13 protein-coding genes are annotated in these 15,169 nt (G+C 41.4%); 4 read left to right on the top strand and 9 right to left on the bottom strand.

What is annotated here, in order from left to right; genetic code table 11:
• Positions 1-291 precede the first annotated feature (291 nt).
• Both BI198_RS04625 and BI198_RS04620 read right to left on the bottom strand, forming a co-directional pair.
• On the bottom strand, positions 292-2,382 hold the full coding sequence (locus BI198_RS04625) for a M13 family metallopeptidase (protein WP_070048497.1): 2,091 nt from the start codon (positions 2,380-2,382) through the stop codon (positions 292-294).
• Between the two features lie 220 nt (positions 2,383-2,602).
• Complete coding sequence (locus tag BI198_RS04620) at positions 2,603-4,105, bottom strand: DUF3612 domain-containing protein (RefSeq protein ID WP_070048496.1); 1,503 nt, start codon at positions 4,103-4,105, stop codon at positions 2,603-2,605.
• Positions 4,106-4,307: 202 nt separating this feature from the next.
• Here BI198_RS04620 and BI198_RS04615 point away from each other — a divergent pair, with 202 nt between their 5' ends.
• Entirely contained in the window at positions 4,308-4,823 is a 516-nt protein-coding gene (locus tag BI198_RS04615; protein ID WP_070048495.1) for an aldolase/citrate lyase/malate synthase family protein, read from the top strand.
• A 57-nt stretch (positions 4,824-4,880) separates the two neighbouring features.
• Here BI198_RS04615 and glsB read toward each other — a convergent pair whose 3' ends face one another.
• The gene (gene glsB, locus BI198_RS04610) at positions 4,881-5,807 is read right to left on the bottom strand and encodes a glutaminase B (protein ID WP_070048494.1); all 927 of its coding nucleotides are present in this window, start codon (positions 5,805-5,807) and stop codon (positions 4,881-4,883) included.
• Positions 5,808-6,309: 502 nt separating this feature from the next.
• On the opposite strand from glsB, the gene BI198_RS04605 reads away from it, so the two are divergent.
• The gene (locus BI198_RS04605; RefSeq protein ID WP_158007084.1) at positions 6,310-6,687 is read left to right on the top strand and encodes a GreA/GreB family elongation factor; all 378 of its coding nucleotides are present in this window, start codon (positions 6,310-6,312) and stop codon (positions 6,685-6,687) included.
• 84 nt (positions 6,688-6,771) lie between these two features.
• Here BI198_RS04605 and BI198_RS04600 read toward each other — a convergent pair whose 3' ends face one another.
• From BI198_RS04600 to BI198_RS04590, 3 genes are all read right to left on the bottom strand, one after another.
• Complete coding sequence (locus tag BI198_RS04600; RefSeq protein ID WP_070048492.1) at positions 6,772-7,050, bottom strand: hypothetical protein; 279 nt, start codon at positions 7,048-7,050, stop codon at positions 6,772-6,774.
• Between the two features lie 134 nt (positions 7,051-7,184).
• Positions 7,185-7,478, bottom strand: coding sequence for a CcdB family protein (locus tag BI198_RS04595; RefSeq protein ID WP_070048491.1), 294 nt, complete (start codon positions 7,476-7,478; stop codon positions 7,185-7,187).
• Complete coding sequence (locus tag BI198_RS04590) at positions 7,447-7,707, bottom strand: type II toxin-antitoxin system CcdA family antitoxin (RefSeq protein ID WP_070048490.1); 261 nt, start codon at positions 7,705-7,707, stop codon at positions 7,447-7,449. Before BI198_RS04590 ends, BI198_RS04595 begins: the two co-directional genes overlap by 32 nt.
• Positions 7,708-7,959: 252 nt before the next feature.
• Between BI198_RS04590 and BI198_RS04585 the strand changes: the two genes are divergently transcribed.
• On the top strand, positions 7,960-8,595 hold the full coding sequence (locus BI198_RS04585) for a hypothetical protein (protein WP_070048489.1): 636 nt from the start codon (positions 7,960-7,962) through the stop codon (positions 8,593-8,595).
• On the top strand, positions 8,565-9,047 hold the full coding sequence (locus tag BI198_RS04580; RefSeq protein WP_070048488.1) for a hypothetical protein: 483 nt from the start codon (positions 8,565-8,567) through the stop codon (positions 9,045-9,047). The genes BI198_RS04585 and BI198_RS04580 overlap by 31 nt, the downstream gene beginning before the upstream one ends.
• A gap of 147 nt (positions 9,048-9,194) precedes the next feature.
• Here BI198_RS04580 and lpdA read toward each other — a convergent pair whose 3' ends face one another.
• From lpdA to aceE, 3 genes are all read right to left on the bottom strand, one after another.
• Positions 9,195-10,607, bottom strand: a complete 1,413-nt coding sequence (gene lpdA / locus BI198_RS04575) for a dihydrolipoyl dehydrogenase (RefSeq protein ID WP_070048487.1) — start codon at positions 10,605-10,607, stop codon at positions 9,195-9,197.
• A gap of 163 nt (positions 10,608-10,770) precedes the next feature.
• A complete protein-coding gene (aceF, locus tag BI198_RS04570) occupies positions 10,771-12,426 on the bottom strand; it encodes a dihydrolipoyllysine-residue acetyltransferase (RefSeq protein ID WP_074467406.1) in 1,656 nt (551 codons plus the stop codon).
• Between the two features lie 11 nt (positions 12,427-12,437).
• Positions 12,438-15,104 carry a pyruvate dehydrogenase (acetyl-transferring), homodimeric type gene (gene aceE / locus BI198_RS04565; RefSeq protein ID WP_070048486.1) on the bottom strand — a complete coding sequence of 889 codons (2,667 nt, stop codon included), beginning with the start codon at positions 15,102-15,104 and terminating at the stop codon, positions 12,438-12,440.
• Positions 15,105-15,169 lie beyond the last annotated feature (65 nt).

Below are 15,169 nucleotides of genomic sequence, written 5' to 3'. Positions count from 1 at the left end.
TATTGCAGCCTTGTCACTGCAACGTGATTCACTACATGGAATGGGATGAATTATAAGAAAATTTAGGCCAAATTGACATCAGCCCGCTAACTCCCAGACTTATAATGGGTATAAGTATGCTGAATGCATTGTACGATATTATATATTGATCATGATAGAGGTCTGACCTCTAATTGACAATTATCGGTCAGCCGATTGCTGACGATTAAAATATAAAGCATTAAATATAAAAAAGGCTGAACAGCTAAGTTTAAAATAGCTGTTCAGCCTGGCTATTGTACCAGATTTAACTTACCAAATCTTAACCCGTTTTTCTGGGGCTAAATACATCGCATCGCCTTCTTTAATATCAAAAGCGTTATAAAACTGCGGAATATTTGGCAATAAACCAATAACGCGGATATACGGTGGTGAATGCGGATCTGTGGCTAAACGTTGTTTTAACGCTTCATCACGGTATTTAGCGCGCCATACTTGAGCCCAGCTAATAAATACCCGTTGTTCACCGGTAAAGCCATCCATTACTGGCGCTTCTTTACCCTCTAATGAAATTTCATAGGCTTTTAGCGCGACCGTTAAGCCACCTAAGTCACCAATATTTTCGCCTAAGGTTAAATCGCCATTAACTTTATAGCCTTCCAGCGGTTCATATTGACTGTAATGCTGGCTTAACATAGCACCGCGCTGTTGGAATTGAGTTTTATCTTCCTCAGTCCACCAGTTGCGTAAGTTGCCATCGCCATCGTACTTAGCGCCTTGGTCATCAAAACCATGGCCCAATTCGTGGCCGATTACCGCACCAATACCACCATAGTTAACTGCATCATCCGCTTCCATATTAAAAAATGGCGGTTGTAAAATAGCGGCTGGAAATACAATTTCATTGTTGACCGGGTTAAAGTAAGCATTAACGGTTTGCGGTGTCATATGCCACTCGCCTTTATCGATTGGCTTACCTAATTTAGCCAACATTTCGTCATAAGCAAAATGGGTAGCACGCACAAAGTTGCCCACTAAATCATCGGCTTTAATGACTAATTTAGAATAGTCTTTCCACTCATCTGGATAACCAATTTTAGCCGTAAACGCATCTAACTTAGCATGAGCCGCTGTTTTGGTATCAGGTGTCATCCATTCTAAATCATCAATCGCTACGGCATAGGCTTTAATTAAATTATCAACCAGCTTTTCCATCCGCGCTTTGGCTTCTGGGGTAAAATGACGCTCGACATACAACTTACCGGTTAACTCACCTAAAATGCTGTCAGAAGCATCTACCGCTTGTTTCCAGCGTGGTTGCTGTTGCTCAGTACCGTTTAATACCGTGCCATAAAATGCGAATTGGCGATCAGCAAAGTTGCTGCTTAATGAACTCGCATAACCGCTAAGGGTTTTAATGGTTAAATAGTCCTGCCAGCTTGCTAAATCACTGTTAGCCACCACTTTCGCAAAACCTGAAAAATAACTTGGTTGACGCACAATAATATCTGCAACCTCGGTTAACTTAACGTCTTTTGCAAACTGGGCCCAATCAAACTTACCCATCTTGGTGTTTAGTTCGCCAAAGGTCATTTTGTTATAAGTTTTATCCGCGTTGCGGTTTTCAACTCGAGTCCAGTGATGTTCAGCTAAAGCTTTTTCTAATGTAAATACCCGCTCAGCGGCAGCCGCAGGATCTTTATGCCCAGCTAATGTGAACATATCAGCTAAATACGCTTTATAGTCAGTTAATAACTGTTTACCAGCAGTATCGTCTTTAAAGTAATAATCGCGATCCGGTAAGCCTAAGCCGCTTTGGCTTACGTACACAGCATACTGACTAGAATTTTTGGCATCGTTATTCACAAACCAGCCAAATGGAATGGAAATACCGTCACGTTGTAACTTAGCAAATAAAGCCGGTAATTCAGCCTTATTCTTTAAACCCGCAACTAAATCTAACTGTGGCTGTAATGGCGTTAACCCTAAGCTTTCAACTTTGGCTGCGTCCATATAACTTTTATAAAAGTCACCTAACTTCTGCTCATCCGAGCCAGCCACTAAATCTGTGCGTGCAGACACATCGTTAATAATGTCTCTTACCGCGTGTTGTGAGTTATCCCGCAAAATATTAAACGAGCCATAAGAAGATTTATCGGCAGGGATTTCTGTTTCCGCCATCCATTTACCATTCACCGCAAAGAAAAAGTCTTCGCTAAATTTAACAGCTGGATCAAAATATTGTTGCTCAACACCCGATACTAGTGGCGCTGCGGCCACCGTAGAAGCCTGTTGTTCCGTTGCTGCTTTAGTTGCTGTAGTTGTTGTAGCTTCTTGCTTACCGCATGCCGTTAAGCCAAGCGCCAAAGCAACCGAAGCTGCAACCAAGGTAATTTTTTTCATTCTGGTTATCCTGTTTAAATACAAGTCATATCACAAAATCATCCCATACTAACGCGTGCCAGCCTTGATTCCAAACGGCTTATGCAGTTTATTAGCAGTTAAGTTGTAACAAGTTATAACGTAAAAAAAAGGCTTTTAAAAAGGGTCAGAGTGATTTAATTTGGATCTAATAAGGGGTCAGAGTAAATTAACTACTTCGTTAATTTACTCTGACCCCTTATTAGCCTTGGCACTTATAGCAGCTCGGTTTACGCGGGCAGCTATTGCCTCTAGCGCAGATTAATTGCGCAGGTTTTTGCATACTGCGAGCTACCCAATTAATGTTTAAAATATTAGCCGCTCGAGTTAACGCGGTTTTTATTGATTTCGGTACAACAGCACCGCCTGTCGTGTTTATAGATAGCTGTTTTAACTCTTCAGCCATGGTATTCGCATCTTCCCCTTGCGCCATTAGGGCTGGGTTTAAATCGATCCCCGCGCACAACACATGGGCATTACCGGCTAAGTCTTGAACTTTGGTCGACTCGCAGCAATAAATCCGAGGCTTACCATTAACGTCTAATAACGATAACTGAGCCGAGCTGCTGACATTATCAATATCAAACATCCGGAATACAGCCCAATGCTGACAAGGATCTTCTACTTGGCGCATATTGCCCCAAGGTAAAGGAATGCCATTGCCTCGATATACCGCTTTTAATTTGCCTGGGGTATAAGCATCAAAATAATGCCAATGCGGATAAGGGGATACAGCTGTCATCCGGCGCATCGCAACAGAAGTAGAGACTTCGGCTAATTGATGACTACTAATTTCATAGCCTTGGCGCTCTAACAATTGCCGAAACGGCAACTTGGGGCATAACAAAGCGCCGGCAAAAAAACTGGATTCAAAATCCCGCCAGGCATGCAAAATATCCTGTGGCGCGAGCGTTGAAGACTCTGACATTTCATCGTCGTGCGCACCACCGACCGACATACTACTTTTTACGCCATCTTTGTTATGTAACACAGCATGGCCGATATGCACGGCTAATTCATACTTTAAGCGCGTCGGCACTTGTTTTAATAACCGATTTAAATGCAAGGTTTTCGGCGGTGTAAAATAAGAGGTTGCAACGTTTTTAGCAGAATGGCCTAATTCATTTAACAGTTCTTGCGGCGCTTGTTCAAACCAGCGGATCACTAGGCCTAATTGCTTCACAATTAATAAAAGATCATCTAATGATAGCGGCATCCGCTTTAAACCGACTTCTTCCGCCGCTCGCTCTAACTCTGGAAAGTGATTTTGATGATGTTCTTGATGAGCACGAATAAGTAATTGGGCAAATTGTTTACCACTAGTACCGGTTTGCGACAGCATTTCTGGAATAGCAATTTGCAAAATATCATTACTAAACAAAAAGCTTGGCTCTAGCGCCATACCATTAATGCCACCGCGACTGCCTTTAGTCGGCGTTAAGTCTTGCTCAATATCTTCACCATCTAAAAACCAGTCAATTTCTTTTTGAAAAACCTGAGCGATAACTGCCAACATTTCCATGCTTGGCACGCGCTTACCGCGCTCTATCATCGACAAATAAGACACCGACGGCGCTAACTCAGGGTTAATTCGCACACAACGGGTCGATAGATCATCCATGGTTAAGTTATTGCGTTTTCGCAAGTTTCTTATTTTGGTGCCTAGAAAATGTGACTTTCTACTTAAGCTATTAGGTATTTTCATTTTGTAAAATTTACACTGTGTAATTTTTATTGTGAAATTATTCTAATAATTAGCCTAGACTAAATACTAATCGATAGCAATTGCCCAAATACTAAAAGCAATTTACTGCTAAAGATTTACTTTAACCGATTTATGCAGCACCTAATACAAAGCACCTAATATGCTACCCCTAACATGTTAGGTAATTAACGAGGACGATATTATGAACACACTGGCCCAGCAACAACCGACCACGAATACTTTGCCACCAATCAGTACTATGGCAACTGAGATCAGTGTTATTAATCAGCTGAATCAGCGCCATATTAAACAGGTTATGGATTACTCAAAGGGCTTTTTAGATAAAAGCTTTCCGCTGCAACAAGGCTCGCACAAAGATGTTTCAAGTTATGTAGTGTATTACCAGCAACTGTTAGCGTTTTTTGCCGATGGCAGCACTAGCGGCTTGCAACAACCGGTACAATTTGTCGCCCTAAGTGGCCATCGCGAACAACCCAACTCTTTAGTTTTTAATAATAATGGTCGCCATATCGAATTAGTATTAAATAGAACCGGTATTAATGGCAGCCAGGATCAAGCGGGTATCGACGATATTCAGCTGCAAAGTAACGAGCCGCACTGTGTTTGGTTTAGTATGATTACCGGTCGGCAAATTAGTTGTAGTCATAAAAGTAACAAGCAATTTACCTGTAAAGATGGTGGCAGCTATAGCCTGTAACTGCTAACGGGCAATCTAATCTTAGGTTGCCCGTTTAGTGCTGTTTATTTACGCTAGTTAAAATAGTGACAAACCTAACTCTTCAGCAAATAAGCTAATTAGTTGCATACCTACAACAGAGTTACCAAATGAATTAAGTGCAGGGCTCCAGGCAGTAATAACACCAAACTGCGGCACTATGGCCACTATGGCGCCGCCAACACCACTTTTAGCCGGCAGGCCAACCTTAAAAGCAAACTCACCCGATTGATCATACATACCACTAGTGGATAAAATAGCATTGACTCGGTGCGCATCGCGCCGGCTACATATTTGCTCGTTGCTATGCGGTTGCACCCCACGATTAGCTAAAAACAATAAAGACGTGGCTAACTGCCGACAATTAATTGCCGTGGCGCACTGATGAAAATAATGCGCTAACACATCAGGCACTTCAGCTTCAATATTACCAAAGCTTTTCATCAAATAAGCTAAAGCCGCATTACGATTACCATGCTCTAGCTCAGATAAATACACTTGCTGATCAGCGTAAATATTTTCTTCACCCACTAGGCGTCGAATAAAAGTTAAAAATGCACTTTTACTTGCCGAGTAATGACTCACTAACACATCGGCAACCAAAATAGCGCCAGCATTAATAACCGGATTACGCGGTATTCCTTTTTCCCACTCTACTTGCACAATAGAATTAAAAGGCTGACCTGAAGGCTCCATATTTACCCGTTGCCACAAATCGTCGCCTATTCGATTCATTGCCATCACTAAACCGAATATTTTAGAAACACTTTGTAAAGAAAAATTTTTATCAGCAGCACCCGCCGTATGAATTTGACCATCAATGGTCGCCACCGCAATAGCTGCATTATCTGGCGCTACTTTAGCTAACGCTGGAATATAATCTGCCACTTTCCCTTGGCTATATAAGGGTTGGCATTGCTCAAGAAGTTGCTGCAATATAGCTGTAATGGCTTGCGGTTGTTTCATAGGCACCTATATACAATATCCAGTAAAAATGGGCAGTTAGTATGCCATAGTTTGCTATTTACTTCAGGTCACGTTCAGTCTATTTAATGCCTAATATAATAATTACTAAGCAAAAAACCAGCCTAAGGTCACTTTTCGCACCATTCAGCACCGTATAACAATGAAATATAGTCACTTGAAGCTAAAAACAGACCGAAGACGACATATTTACAAGTTAAGTCGGCTATTTGTTGCTTTTAATGGCTAGTTTAGCTATAGTATTAGCAACAGTGACTCAGTAGTTATAAATCGAGACGATGCCTTTGGCCAATACAGAATTTTCTTTATTTCCTTTTGCGTCTCACAGTATTAAACCGGCCGCGTAATACCGAACCCGGGTCTATTTAGCCACACTGTTATCTAACCATGTCCCATTAACACATGCTCTGGAGGCTATATGTTATTTAACCCAATATTTTCCTTTTTCAAATCCTTAAGCTCTAAAACGCGTCAATGTTTATTGATGTCAGCTTTAGTGCCGTTAACACCTTTAATGCTGCACAATACGATGCAGCAATTAGAAGATCGCAAAACTAGTGAACAAGATTGCTTAGCCCCGTTAAAAGTCAGCTTAGGCTGTGCGGTGTATTTAGAATCAGAACAACAACAAAGCAAAAGCTGGTTAACCTTAGTTGCCAGCCCCGACGCTAATTTGCAGCAAGGTGAACTTTCAGTTTTATCACCACTAGGTCAAGCCATATTAGGTAAAGACGTAGGCGATGAAGTACAAGTAAGAATTTTAGGTAGCGCTATGCGGTTTGTAATCGCAGAAATTACTAAAACACAATCTATCAGCAATATAGAGTCACCAACATTTTTTGCTGAACAGATTGTTTCATAAATAGTTATAAACAAAATGGCTTGTTATCAACAAGCCATTTTTGTATCAGAAGCCTTAACTTTTATCTCTCAGCCAAATATTTAATTACTCAATAAAACCACGGTATACTTTCTCGTCAAACCCGATATTTGGACAGGTTAATGTTCCGTCACGAACGGCTGAAAGTCTTACGTTAGCTTTAGTGACAATTACTACCTGTGATTGTAGTGAACATTTATCTGCTTTAGTCACTGACCATTTAGCTAACTGCTCTATTGGTGTCGTTTGTCCTGCTACTATAAAAACCTTGTTATCATCATATTTATGATAATCATGATCTTTATACTCTACTTTAAGCTTTGCCCTTCGGTTGTTACGGTACATTTACCGTTAGCAGTACTTATACTAATATCAGCTTGAACACATGAAGAAATGCTAAATATCGTTATCAGTATTGGAATACGGATAGTACTGAAACTCGGTATAACCATAATTAGACTCCAATACTTTTAACGCAGTTAAAATCCATCAATCAGTAAATCCAAACCTGATTTAATCTTTTGCTGATAATTTAAAAAACTAATATTTATCGATTTTAAACGGCCTTTTGATACAGATGCTATATCCAGTAAATCGATAAAATAAGGTTCTGAATCAATACTGACAGTAATGTGGAAGTGCTCTAATACAGGGGTTTCAGACATAGGTTTAATTAATGCAATTAGCAAAACATCAATGTCATGAAATAAGGTGTTAGTTAATATTACAACTAGTTGCTGCTCAACTTTTGCAACAGAAAATTGCAATAACATTAAATCTGGCCAATTTGCTCGGAAAATGTGCCTTGTTCAGCAATTTTTGATTATAGGCATTGATAGCATCATTGTTTTGCTCTCGCCATAACTGTGCCTTGGCTTCGCTAACCGCTATGCGTAACGCATCCTCCAACAATAAAGACGGGCTTATATTCATTGATTCGGCTTCGGCTAACAATCTTGCATCAATTATGGTGTCACAAGCTACTTTATTGCTTTGGCTCACTGTATTGTCCTTATAGTGTTATCTAAATCGGCAAAGTTGTCATCAAGTATAGCGTAAAATTCGTGGCCACAAAACGTACAAAAACTGTTTACCCTTTTTCAAGGGGTCAGAGTACTTGAACGTGATTTTTGGTTTCAAGTACTCTGACCCCTTGAAAACCCAACCAAAGAAATATCATACAAACAAACTTGCAAATAACTTCAAGTTATCATTTAATTAACGTAAATGTATAATGTAACATGGAAGCGTTATATGGAAACTTACTTATTAGCACGTGATTTAAATGGTGTCCCGATTGGCAGGCATCAATTTTTCGTAATTTTAACAGGCGATGAACAGCAGACCTTTCGTCTAAGACACTCATCTCAAACTCTAAGTAGCCGTAATCTTGGTAGTCAATTCGGCTTAGTGCTAGGGGCACAGAATATAGCTTCTGTAAATTCAAAAAAACATAAATTCAATCGGTTAACATTTGTGCCTTTTAATAAAGCAGACTTGTCTTGTGCTGTGGAGTTTTTCTCAGGCCAACCGTCTGTGCTTTCACAGCAATTTGGTTATAAACAAACAGAGGGTGTACGAATTAAACCACGCAATGGTTTCACAGAGCATCAACTTGCTCAAAGCATTCTCTCTTCAATAGACCATTATATTGTAAATGAAAGAAATGAGCCCATTGCCTATCCTCCGCCATGGTTTGGTAAAAATAGTAATAGCTGGACCAATTCAATTTTAGATATAGTACCCGCAGATTTACCAACCGATGTAAAAACACGACGTAAAATAACTGACTTTCAAGGTGCAGACGCTGCGCATGATGTCCGTATTCATCAAATGTATTTCAAAGGGCTTTGCCAACCATGCGCAGTACAAAATCCAGCTTATCGTTAATAACTGAAACTCTTGCACGTGCCTTATTTACATCCGCAATACTTATTGTAGCTATAGCTATAGTTGCTTTACTTCGCGGTATTAGCCAAAGCATTCAAAGCCCACTAGCCAGTGATGACTGGTATTATGTTGCAGGGTTTCTCTGTATTTGGGGGCTTATTCCAGCTTTACTTGCCGTTATTACTTCAGCCGCTAGCCGCTTTAGTATTAGAAAAGGCTATATTCTCTTCAGTCTATTACAACTGCTTTCACTTTACGGTTACTATTACAACTTATCACAACAACCAGATAACGAACTTAGTAGTTCGCCATTAATTTTATTGATTTATATGGCAGTACCTTTCGCTGCTATTTATTACCCAATGTTTTTTGCAGGTAAAGCATTCAGTAAAATCAAGTTGGCACTAATTGCTGCAGCAATAATACTTTTAAGCTATGGATTTATGGCTTAATAAGTAAAAATAATGACAGCTAAAGGTGTCGTCACTTTCAAGGGGTCTGAGTACTTGAACGTAATTTTTGGTTTCAAGTACTCTGACCCCTTGAAAATCTTAAAGCAAAAAGGCCGCTAATGCGGCCTTTTTGTTAAAAACTAGAAATTACTTTTTCTTCGCTTTTGGGTTTGGTAAGTCAGTGATAGTACCTTCGTACATTTCTGCTGCCATACCAATTGATTCGTTTAACGTTGGGTGCGCGTGTACTGTTAACGCGATGTCTTCAGCGTCTGCGCCCATTTCCACAGCTAAACAAATTTCACCTAACATTTCGCCAGCGTTGATACCAACAATAGCGCCACCTAATACACGGTGCGTTTCTTTATCAAATATTAATTTGGTAAAGCCTTCAGTGCGCGAAGAGGCAATAGCACGGCCTGATGCAGCCCACGGGAAGGTGGCTGTTTCAATTTTGATGCCTTGCTCTTTAGCTTCTTTTTCTGTTAAGCCTGTCCAAGCCATTTCTGGATCAGTATAAGCTACAGATGGAATGCAACGTGGGTCGAAGTAATGCTTCATACCTGAAATAACTTCAGCAGCAACATGGCCTTCGTGAACCGCTTTATGCGCTAACATTGGCTGACCAATAACATCACCAATGGCATAGATATGGTCAACGTTAGTTTTTAATTGCTTATCAACATTGATAAAGCCGCGCTCATCAACGTTAACACCGGCTTTAGTGACGTCTAATAAGTTACCGTTTGGCTTACGACCAACTGCGACTAAAATTTTGTCATAACGTACTGCTTCTGCTGGGGCATTTTTGCCTTCGAATGATACGTATAAACCGTCTTCTTTTGCTTCAACGCCAACAACTTTAGTTGATAGCATAATGTTGAAGTTCTTTTTGTTGTACTTAGTATAGGTTTTAACTAAGTCAGCATCAGCTGCTGGTACTAATTGATCAGCAAATTCTACTACTGATACTTTAGAACCTAAAGCACGATACACAGTACCCATTTCTAAACCGATAATACCGCCGCCTAATACTAGCATCTCGCCTGGAATGTCTTTTAACTCTAAGGCACCAGTTGAGTCGATTACGCGATCATCATCTTTTGGAATAAAAGGTAAAGAAACTGGCTCTGAACCGGCAGCAATAATAGCGTGTTCAAAGGTAATTGTAGTATCGCCAACTTGTAAGGTGTTAGCACCGGTGAATTTGCCGTAACCAGTTACTACTTTAACTTTACGCATTTTCGACATGCCAGCTAAACCTGTGGTTAATTGTGAAACCACTTTGTCTTTCCAGCTGCGAATTTTATCTAAATCGATTTCTGGTGCACCAAAAGTTACACCATGAGATGCCATATCGCGGGCATCATCAATCACTTTAGCAACGTGTAATAAAGCCTTAGAAGGAATACAACCTACGTTTAAGCATACACCACCTAAAGTGCTACGTGCTTCTACTAAGGTGACTTCCAGACCTAAGTCTGCTGCACGAAATGCAGCAGAGTAACCGCCAGGGCCTGCGCCTAGCACCACAACTTGGGTTTTAATTTCGTTGCTCATCGTATTACCTTTCTTAATCGGGTCGGGTTACTGACAGGTTGTTTGCTTGAAACCTATCAGGCGAAAAAAGTGGCAAAATTTTAACATTGCCAACAGCAGAAGTCCCGTAACTTTTAATGGGACCTCTGGCTTTAACTGTTTACATAATCTCTTACACAATCACTTACATAATTATCTGGCGAATATCAGCTAAGTAACCGGCTAGCGTAGCGGTAAACCGCGCGGCTAAAGCACCATCGATCACTCGGTGATCGTAAGATAAGCTTAACGGTAGCATTAATGCTGGTAAAAACTCAGTACCATTCCATTTTGGTTTGATATCAGATTTAGATACACCCAAAATAGCCACTTCTGGCGCATTAACAATAGGCGTAAATGCCGTACCACCAATACCGCCAAGACTTGAAATAGTAAAACAGCCACCCTGCATATCGCCAGACGTTAATTTACCATCACGGGCTTTAGCTGAAATTTCTTGCAACTCGCGTGATAACTCAATAATACCTTTTTTGTTTACATCGCGAACTACTGGCACTACTAAACCATTCGGCGTATCAACAGCGATACCAATATGGATATATTTTTTCAGAATTAAGCTAGCACCATCATCTGATAACGAGCTACTAAAGGTTGGAAACTCTTCTAACGCTTTAGCAACCGCTTTCATAATAAACACTAATGGCGTGTATTTAACCCCCAGCTTTTTCTTTTCTGCCAACTGGTTTTGCTGCTTACGGAAATCTTCTAAGCCAGTAATATCAGCTTCGTCGAACTGAGTAACATGCGGAATCCGTACCCAGTTACGATGTAAGTTAGCACCAGACAGCTTTTGAATCCGCGATAACGGCTTAGTTTCCACTTCGCCAAATTTGGCAAAGTCTACTTTCGGCCATGGGATTAAATCAAAGCCTACGCTGTTAGCGCCGCCTGAACTAGCCGTAGCACTTGCACCACTACTAGCTTGCTTAACTAACTGCTTAACATAGTTTTGCACATCTTCTTTAACCACGCGGCCTTTACGGCCCGTAGCGGTAACTTTGGCTAAATTAATGCCAAATTCTCGCGCTAAGCGGCGAATTACCGGCGAAGCATGGGCATATTCTTTATTTTCAACAAAGCCATCGCTTGCAGTTGCAGCCTGTTCTTGTTTAGCTGGTTGAGACTCAGCTTGCTTAGGCTCAGCGCTTTGTGCTTTTTCAGCTGTATCTGGCGTAGTTTCAGGCTTAGCTTCTGTAGCAGCTTCGGCGGCATCATCAGCAGTTGCAAACACCATCATTAAACTGCCGCTAGACACTTTATCGCCAATAGCCACTTTAATTTCTTTTACCGTACCTGCTACAGGTGCCGGTAATTCCATCGCCGCTTTGTCGCCTTCAACACTCATTATTGACTGATCAGCAGACACTTTATCGCCTACTTTAACTAATATTTCAGTCACTTCTACAGCGTCAGCGCCAATATCTGGCACATTAATATCTTGTAAGCTGGTCGTTGCCGCAGCTTTAGGTGCAGCCTCTGTCTTAGCTTCAGCTTTTGTTTCAGGCTCAGCATCAGCTTTTGCTTCAGGCTTAGCTTCTGCTTTACTCTCAGCGCCAGCAAAAATCATTACCACGCTGCCGGTTTTTACCATATCACCAATGGCGACTTTAATTTCTTTTACCACACCAGCTTCAGTCGCTGGTAGCTCCATTGCCGCTTTATCGCCTTCGACATTGAGAATGGTTTGATCAACAGCAACGCTATCGCCTACTTTGACCAAGATCTCAGTGACTTCAACTTCATCAGCACCAATATCCGGAACTTGAATTTCAATAGTCATTTGCAATCCTCTTATGCGTATAGCGGGTTGATTTTACTGCTGTCGATGCCGAATTTCTTCAGCGCATCAATAACAACAGCCTGCTTCAACTCACCTTGCTTAACCAGTTCGCTTAATGCCGCAATAACAATATAACTAGCATTAACTTCAAAATGACGGCGTAAATTCTCACGGCTATCTGAACGACCAAAACCATCCGTGCCTAGCACTTTATAAGAGGTTGATGGTAAATAAGCCCGAACTTGCTCGGCATAGCTCTTCATATAATCGGTTGCAGCAATGGTAGGCGCGCTATTCATTACAGTAGCAATATAAGCCGTTTTCGCTTTTGCTTCTGGGTTTAACATATTAAAGCGTTCAACATCATGGCCATCACGGGCTAATTCATTAAACGACGTTACTGAATACACATCAGACGCTACGCCGTAATCTTTACTTAGAATATCCGCTGCTTTACGCACTTCTTTTAAAATGGTACCCGAACCTAGCAATTGCACTTTACCGCGATCACCATTTAAGGTTTCCAGCTTATAAATACCGCGACGAATACCTTCTTCAACGCCTTCTGGCATAGCATGGTGCTGATAATTCTCGTTCATTACCGTTAAGTAGTAGTAAACGTTTTCTTGTTTCTCGCCATACATACGCTCAATACCATCTTGAATAATCACCGCTAGCTCGTAAGCATAAGTAGGATCATAAGAGATACAGTTAGGTACTGTACTGGCTAATACATGGCTGTGGCCATCTTGGTGCTGTAAGCCTTCGCCGTTTAAGGTAGTACGACCGGCAGTGGCACCTAATAAGAAACCACGCGCTTGCTGATCACCGGCCATCCACGCCATATCACCGACGCGTTGGAAACCAAACATCGAGTAATAAATGTAGAACGGGATCATCGGTAAATCGTTGGTGCTATACGAGGTTGCAGCCGCAACCCAAGACGACATCGCGCCTAGCTCGTTAATACCTTCTTGTAATACTTGGCCGCCAGTATCTTCTTTATAGTAAGACAATACCGAGCGATCTTCAGGGGTATAGGTTTGGCCACCTGGGTTATAAATACCAATCTGGCGGAACAAGCCTTCCATACCAAAGGTACGGGCTTCATCGGCAATAATTGGCACAATTTGCTGACCAATATTTTTATCTTTTAATAAGATATTTAACATGCGCACAAAAGCCATAGTGGTAGAGATTTCGCGTTTTTGCTCTTCAAGCAAGCCGTCAAACTCTGTTAACGCAGGCAAAGTTAGTGCTTGGCTAAATTTAGGTAAACGTTTCGGCGTATAACCTTTTAACGCTTCACGGCGCTGATGCAAATAGGCTAGTTCAGCCGAGCCTTCAGGCAACTTAATATACGGTAGCTCAGCAACCTGATCTTCAGTGATATAATCTTCAAGGCCTAAACGTTTGCGCAGAATCAATATGTGCGTCATATCCATTTTTTTCACTTGGTGCGCAATATTTTTACCTTCAGCTGCTTCACCCATGCCATAACCTTTAACGGTTTTAGCTAAAATAACGGTTGGCTTATCGGTGCACTCTTGCGCCGCTTTAAAGGCAGCAAATAGTTTTGAAGGCTCATGGCCACCGCGTTTTAAAGCGAATATTTCTTCATCGGTTAAATCCGCTACTAACGCTGCTGTTTCTGGGTAACGACCAAAGAAATGCTTACGTACATAAGCACCGTCATTAGCTTTATAAGTTTGGTAATCGCCATCAACGGTTTCATTCATTAACTGCAATAATTTACCGGTAGTGTCTTTGGCTAATAGTTTGTCCCAACCACGACCCCATACGACTTTAATTACGTTCCAGCCAGCGCCACGGAATAACCCTTCCAATTCTTGGATGATTTTACCGTTACCCATTACTGGGCCGTCTAAGCGCTGTAAGTTACAGTTAATTAAAAAGCATAAGTTACCCAGCTTTTCGCGGGCAGCAAACGAAATAGCACCGCGTGATTCTGGCTCGTCCATCTCGCCATCACCTAAGAAAGCATAAACCCGCTGTTCTGTGGTGTCTTTTAAGCCACGACCATTTAAATATTTTAAGAACCGTGCTTGGTAAATAGCAGAGATAGAACCTAAGCCCATCGAAACAGTTGGGAACTGCCAAAATTCCGGCATTAATTTCGGGTGCGGATAACTTGGTATACCCTTGCCATCTACTTCTTGGCGGAAGCCATCTAATTGCTCTGCCGTTAAGCGACCTTCAACAAAGGCACGGGCATAAATACCCGGAGAAATATGGCCTTGATAATACACTAAATCGCCACCGTCTTTATCGTTAGGTGCGCGGAAAAAGTGGTTGAAACAGGTTTCATAAAACGCTGCTGATGACTGATAAGACGCCATATGGCCGCCTAAGTCTAATTCTTTTTTCGAACCACGTAATACAATCATTATCGCGTTCCAACGGATAACCGAGCGAATACGTCTTTCTAAGTTAACATCACCAGGGTACGCCGGCTCTTGTTGCGGCGCTATGGTATTAATGTAGTTAGTTGTCACACCGGTAGGCATTGCTACGCCTTCTAAACGCGCTTGCCCTAACACTTGTTCAAGCAGGAATTGAGCCCGCTCTACCCCTTCAGTGCGAACAACCGATTCTAACGCTTCTAGCCACTCTTTGGTTTCTAGCGCGTCGATGTCAACTTTATTGACTTCAGACATATCGAGGTTTCCTTTGGTTATACACGCCTGTGTTATATATACACATGGTCGTTAAAAAGTTATTT

Origin of the sequence: Rheinheimera salexigens (assembly GCF_001752395.1) — a bacterium.
GTDB lineage: Bacteria > Pseudomonadota > Gammaproteobacteria > Enterobacterales > Alteromonadaceae > Alishewanella > Alishewanella salexigens.
Note: the sequence above shows the minus strand (reverse complement) of the source record. Positions and strands in the feature narration are given on the sequence as shown.

What these genes read in the sequence shown, in the direction of transcription:
- BI198_RS04625 (WP_070048497.1), bottom strand. Translation starts at nt 2,382, where the DNA reads ATGAAAAAAATTACCTTGGTTGCAGCTTCGGTTGCTTTGGCGCTTGGC.
- BI198_RS04620 (WP_070048496.1), bottom strand. Translation starts at nt 4,105, where the DNA reads ATGAAAATACCTAATAGCTTAAGTAGAAAGTCACATTTTCTAGGCACC.
- BI198_RS04615 (WP_070048495.1), top strand. Translation starts at nt 4,308, where the DNA reads ATGAACACACTGGCCCAGCAACAACCGACCACGAATACTTTGCCACCA.
- glsB (WP_070048494.1), bottom strand. Translation starts at nt 5,807, where the DNA reads ATGAAACAACCGCAAGCCATTACAGCTATATTGCAGCAACTTCTTGAG.
- BI198_RS04605 (WP_158007084.1), top strand. Translation starts at nt 6,310, where the DNA reads ATGTCAGCTTTAGTGCCGTTAACACCTTTAATGCTGCACAATACGATG.
- BI198_RS04600 (WP_070048492.1), bottom strand. Translation starts at nt 7,050, where the DNA reads ATGTACCGTAACAACCGAAGGGCAAAGCTTAAAGTAGAGTATAAAGAT.
- BI198_RS04595 (WP_070048491.1), bottom strand. Translation starts at nt 7,478, where the DNA reads ATGTTATTGCAATTTTCTGTTGCAAAAGTTGAGCAGCAACTAGTTGTA.
- BI198_RS04585 (WP_070048489.1), top strand. Translation starts at nt 7,960, where the DNA reads ATGGAAACTTACTTATTAGCACGTGATTTAAATGGTGTCCCGATTGGC.
- BI198_RS04580 (WP_070048488.1), top strand. Translation starts at nt 8,565, where the DNA reads ATGCGCAGTACAAAATCCAGCTTATCGTTAATAACTGAAACTCTTGCA.
- lpdA (WP_070048487.1), bottom strand. Translation starts at nt 10,607, where the DNA reads ATGAGCAACGAAATTAAAACCCAAGTTGTGGTGCTAGGCGCAGGCCCT.
- aceF (WP_074467406.1), bottom strand. Translation starts at nt 12,426, where the DNA reads ATGACTATTGAAATTCAAGTTCCGGATATTGGTGCTGATGAAGTTGAA.
- aceE (WP_070048486.1), bottom strand. Translation starts at nt 15,104, where the DNA reads ATGTCTGAAGTCAATAAAGTTGACATCGACGCGCTAGAAACCAAAGAG.